Here is a 3,627-nt window from a genome sequence, read left to right as displayed (position 1 = left end):
CAGATTGTGATAAGCCAACTTTCTTATGGATGTCGCTCACGCAAACACCATCCTTGTGTATATCCCCGTTTTGTGGTTTAGAAAAGTGGATTTCAGGATTTTTTAACCACTGTACGATCTTCAGTCTTGTTTCATTGGATAAAGCTTTAAATACTTCTAAAAGTTCCATTGCTACCTCCAGACTCGTCAAATTCAATTATTTTTATACTTGTTCTTTAAGTCAGCCCTTTCTTAATGGCGAGAAAAGAAATTCTTTATCATACTCGTCTTTTTTCATATATGTTTATAGATATTTAAAATTACAGGTATGATAATAAAAAAATAAGGTAAATGCAAGGCTAAAAGTTTAAAGAATGATGAGCCAAAACGAATTGAGTATATCCCTATAAAAATGACAAGAAATTAGAACTAATCAGCTACAATCTATAAACGAAACAAGGACAATCCAAAAACGATAAGGATTGTCCTTGTTTCAACAAGAGAAATATGATTAGGTTACAACAAATTCAACTACAATTGGAGTTGCTGGATCAAGTACGTCACCGTCTGGAATGGTGATCGCAGTAGTGGTAACAGATGAAGTATCAGCTGTCTGAATCATGGCGTTAATGTAAAGATTGTAATACGCAAACGAAGCTGGAAATGCTGTAGCGGATGCACCCACGTCATTAGTGAACTCTGTAGCAGCAATCGAAAATGTAGCACCTGTACCTGTTCCAGATCCTGCTACGCCAGTAAATCTCCTACTGGCTACAAAGGGTTTTACTATAGCCACTTCTATTCACCTCCCTTTTCCTTTCATAATCTAATTAATGCCAGAAAAAAGAAAAAGGAAGGGCTTATTCCCTAATTATATTGCACAATTTTCAAGGAATTATTCGAGCAGAGAATTGAACGATTTCAAGAGCAATGGGTGTACCTGAGAAAATAGTGGTACCTTTTAGGTTAATGGTCAGTACACTTGTACTTATACTATATAAACTGCCTTCTTGTAACATTCCATTGATATAAAGATTACTATAGCTATTTTGTCCTAAATCTGGAAATTTAGCTGCTAATTCCCCATCATCGTTAGTAAATTGACTAGCTGGAATACTTGCAGGGGCCTGAATATCTGAATTCGCAATATAAAAATATCTTTGAACAGTTGGCATGACTATGATGTTGGGAATGATTACTGGTCCTGGAGGCCCTGGTGGTTCAGGCGGACACTGATATGGTCTATATGGAAATAAGTCTGAGCATCCTGGGGGAGGTAAGAATGAACCGCGTTTTTTCAAGTACATAAATTTATCACCTGCGTCTAAAAAGTTATTACTATACAGTATGTAGGTAGAGATAAGAAGACATTTGTCCAGGCAGCCTATTCTTTATGGCTTTAGTTTATAGAAGAGAGATTATCAGATGTTAGCTTAGCGTACAAAATTTCCGTTTCGTTAGTCTATCATTTATCATATGCCTTATCTAAAAAGCACTATCCTTATTATTCCTTTTATTGTAAAATAATATAGGATATACAGAAAAGAGGGATGAGGATGAGAGCAACGGGAATTGTACGTAAAGTGGATGAGCTTGGAAGAGTAGTCTTGCCGAAGGAATTGCGGAATAAGTTTGGAATTGCTGAAAAAGATGGGTTGGAGATTTTTGTAGACGGTGAGCAAATTGTCTTGAAAAAATACGTCCCTGCTTGCATTTTCTGCGATTCTGCCGATAATGTTACCGACTTTAAAGGGAAAGCTATTTGTGCCTCTTGTTTTGAAGAAATAAAGAATAGATAAATAGAACCTCCCACCGGACTAAGCTGGTGGGTTTTGCTTTCCCTGGTAGCCGGACACTACACCGACGCCGATGCATAAACTAAAAAAGCGATTCTCTGAATACCAGAGAACCGCGTCATAGCAAGGCTTTGCAAGCCTTTTTTTGTATATATAGCGGCCCCGAGAGGACTCGAACCTCCGACGCACGGTTTAGGAATTGCCTGAAGGCCGTTTTGTGAAACATGTAGAATCGTGAAACGCTTGATTTTATTGGGCTTTATGAGCGAAGCATTAAGTATAATTCGGGGAAATTAGGTACGATTTTTTTAAATCCGTACCCAATCCGTACCCAAAAAATTAGGCGATACTTACAGCATATTTTCTAAGAAAGGGAAAGATATTGTAATGATGTTTGCTCCAAAAAAGGTGTTTGTTGATTATAATACTTGGCTATCAATGCAGAATAATAAGGCAAATCCTATTCCTACGGATTACGCTCTATTACTCGGCGGGAAGTTTACTCAAGCTGGATTTACTGTCGAATACGAAAAGCGGGTAGGAAATTGTTATTTTGATTTGCACATACCGAAATTCCCTTCTCTTCTCATCGAAATTGATGGGAGTTCACATGAAGATAAATTACAGAAGCAAAGGGATAGTGGAAAAGAACGTTACGCTAGCTCACAAGGATGGACAGTTTTGAGATGGACAAATCAACAAGTATCAGAACATGGAGAAAAAATTGTTGAATGGGTAATCGGATATACTCAATATCGTAAACAAATCAATAAAATTAACGTTGAAAAAATTATTCAGCCATATCAATATTTTACAGAAAATTATTTAGATAAATTTTTACAATAGTATTTATGATTAGGGAGCAATAAAGAACCCCCCATGTTGTATAGAGGTGGGGGTTCTCTGCTAATACAAAAATAACATATAATTCAATAAAACATCAAAATAGCTAGGAAGTAATAAACATAATATATAATCAAAAAATCATGCAAGAAACTTTTTCCCAACTGGGTTTTATTATTCCTCTTTCTTCTTCTGGAATAGATATATTTATCGAATCTTCAATTACCTGATAAGTAAATTCAGCTTGAGGCATAGCAAATGTCTCTTCAGGATAACTATCCTTTAGAAAGTATTCAAATAATGGGCCTAGTTTATCCAAAATATTAGAGAATAATTCTTCCCTTTGCTTTTGATGTATTTCTACAAAAGTGTAATTATTGGATAATTTTTCAATCAACTCTAACTGGTAATAAAATTCATGTTCCTCGTATATACCTAAAAACTCTTCTTTTACTAATCTGTTTACACTTTCAAATTTATTCATAAGAATTTGTATCTCATCCTCATTAATAATTATATTTTCATTATATTTTTTCAAATAAAAATTAACATGATTAGGATGTATACCAAGGTATACTCCCAAGTTAATTAGGTAATTTTTTATTATAAAATACTTTTTCTCATTTAATTCATTACTTAAATCAACAGAATTTAATAAAAGCCTTTTACAATCCTCGATTATTCTCCAACATCTAACTAAGAATATTTCAGCAATTAAATCCTTATATGAACTACTACTTTCTATAATTGTAGGGGTTGAACAAACCTCTTTGTGAGAATTATCATACGAGACTCTTATATGATGAATATCTCCAACTTTAACTTTTCCAATTGTTCTATCTATGCTTAATACCTCTAGAAAAGTTGTCATGTGTATTAATTTACCGACCCAATTTTGGAAGGACTGTCTTGTTGTAATTCGAGGAAGAACATAGTACACCGAATTTAAGTTATTGGCGATACTATATAATTTTACGTGTTGATCCCTATTGGAATTATTATTTATATG

At 34.3% G+C, this 3,627-nt stretch carries 5 protein-coding genes; 2 read left to right on the top strand and 3 right to left on the bottom strand.

The window, feature by feature from the left end; translation table 11 throughout:
- Window positions 1-490: 490 nt before the first annotated feature.
- Both ADA01nite_RS21335 and ADA01nite_RS21330 read right to left on the bottom strand, forming a co-directional pair.
- The gene (locus ADA01nite_RS21335; protein WP_146812444.1) at window positions 491-775 is read right to left on the bottom strand and encodes a DUF4183 domain-containing protein; all 285 of its coding nucleotides are present in this window, start codon (window positions 773-775) and stop codon (window positions 491-493) included.
- 91 nt (window positions 776-866) lie between these two features.
- Window positions 867-1,286: a DUF4183 domain-containing protein gene (locus ADA01nite_RS21330; protein WP_146812443.1), complete on the bottom strand. Its 420-nt coding sequence runs from the start codon at window positions 1,284-1,286 to the stop codon at window positions 867-869.
- Window positions 1,287-1,535: 249 nt separating this feature from the next.
- On the opposite strand from ADA01nite_RS21330, the gene ADA01nite_RS21325 reads away from it, so the two are divergent.
- Complete coding sequence (locus ADA01nite_RS21325; RefSeq protein ID WP_146812442.1) at window positions 1,536-1,778, top strand: AbrB/MazE/SpoVT family DNA-binding domain-containing protein; 243 nt, start codon at window positions 1,536-1,538, stop codon at window positions 1,776-1,778.
- A gap of 384 nt (window positions 1,779-2,162) precedes the next feature.
- Entirely contained in the window at window positions 2,163-2,621 is a 459-nt protein-coding gene (locus ADA01nite_RS21320; RefSeq protein WP_146812441.1) for a DUF559 domain-containing protein, read from the top strand.
- 130 nt (window positions 2,622-2,751) lie between these two features.
- On the opposite strand, the gene ADA01nite_RS21315 is transcribed toward ADA01nite_RS21320, so the two are convergent.
- Window positions 2,752-3,627, bottom strand: an 876-nt coding sequence (locus tag ADA01nite_RS21315) for a hypothetical protein (protein ID WP_218029601.1), incomplete at its 5' end; no start/stop codon positions are given.

Source organism: Aneurinibacillus danicus (assembly GCF_007991215.1).
GTDB lineage: Bacteria > Bacillota > Bacilli > Aneurinibacillales > Aneurinibacillaceae > Aneurinibacillus > Aneurinibacillus danicus.
The sequence above is the reverse complement of the archived record's forward strand: the minus strand, read 5'-3'. Positions and strand labels throughout refer to the sequence as shown.

What these genes read in the sequence shown, in the direction of transcription:
- ADA01nite_RS21330 (WP_146812443.1), bottom strand. Translation starts at nt 1,286, where the DNA reads ATGTACTTGAAAAAACGCGGTTCATTCTTACCTCCCCCAGGATGCTCA.
- ADA01nite_RS21320 (WP_146812441.1), top strand. Translation starts at nt 2,163, where the DNA reads ATGATGTTTGCTCCAAAAAAGGTGTTTGTTGATTATAATACTTGGCTA.
- ADA01nite_RS21325 (WP_146812442.1), top strand. Translation starts at nt 1,536, where the DNA reads ATGAGAGCAACGGGAATTGTACGTAAAGTGGATGAGCTTGGAAGAGTA.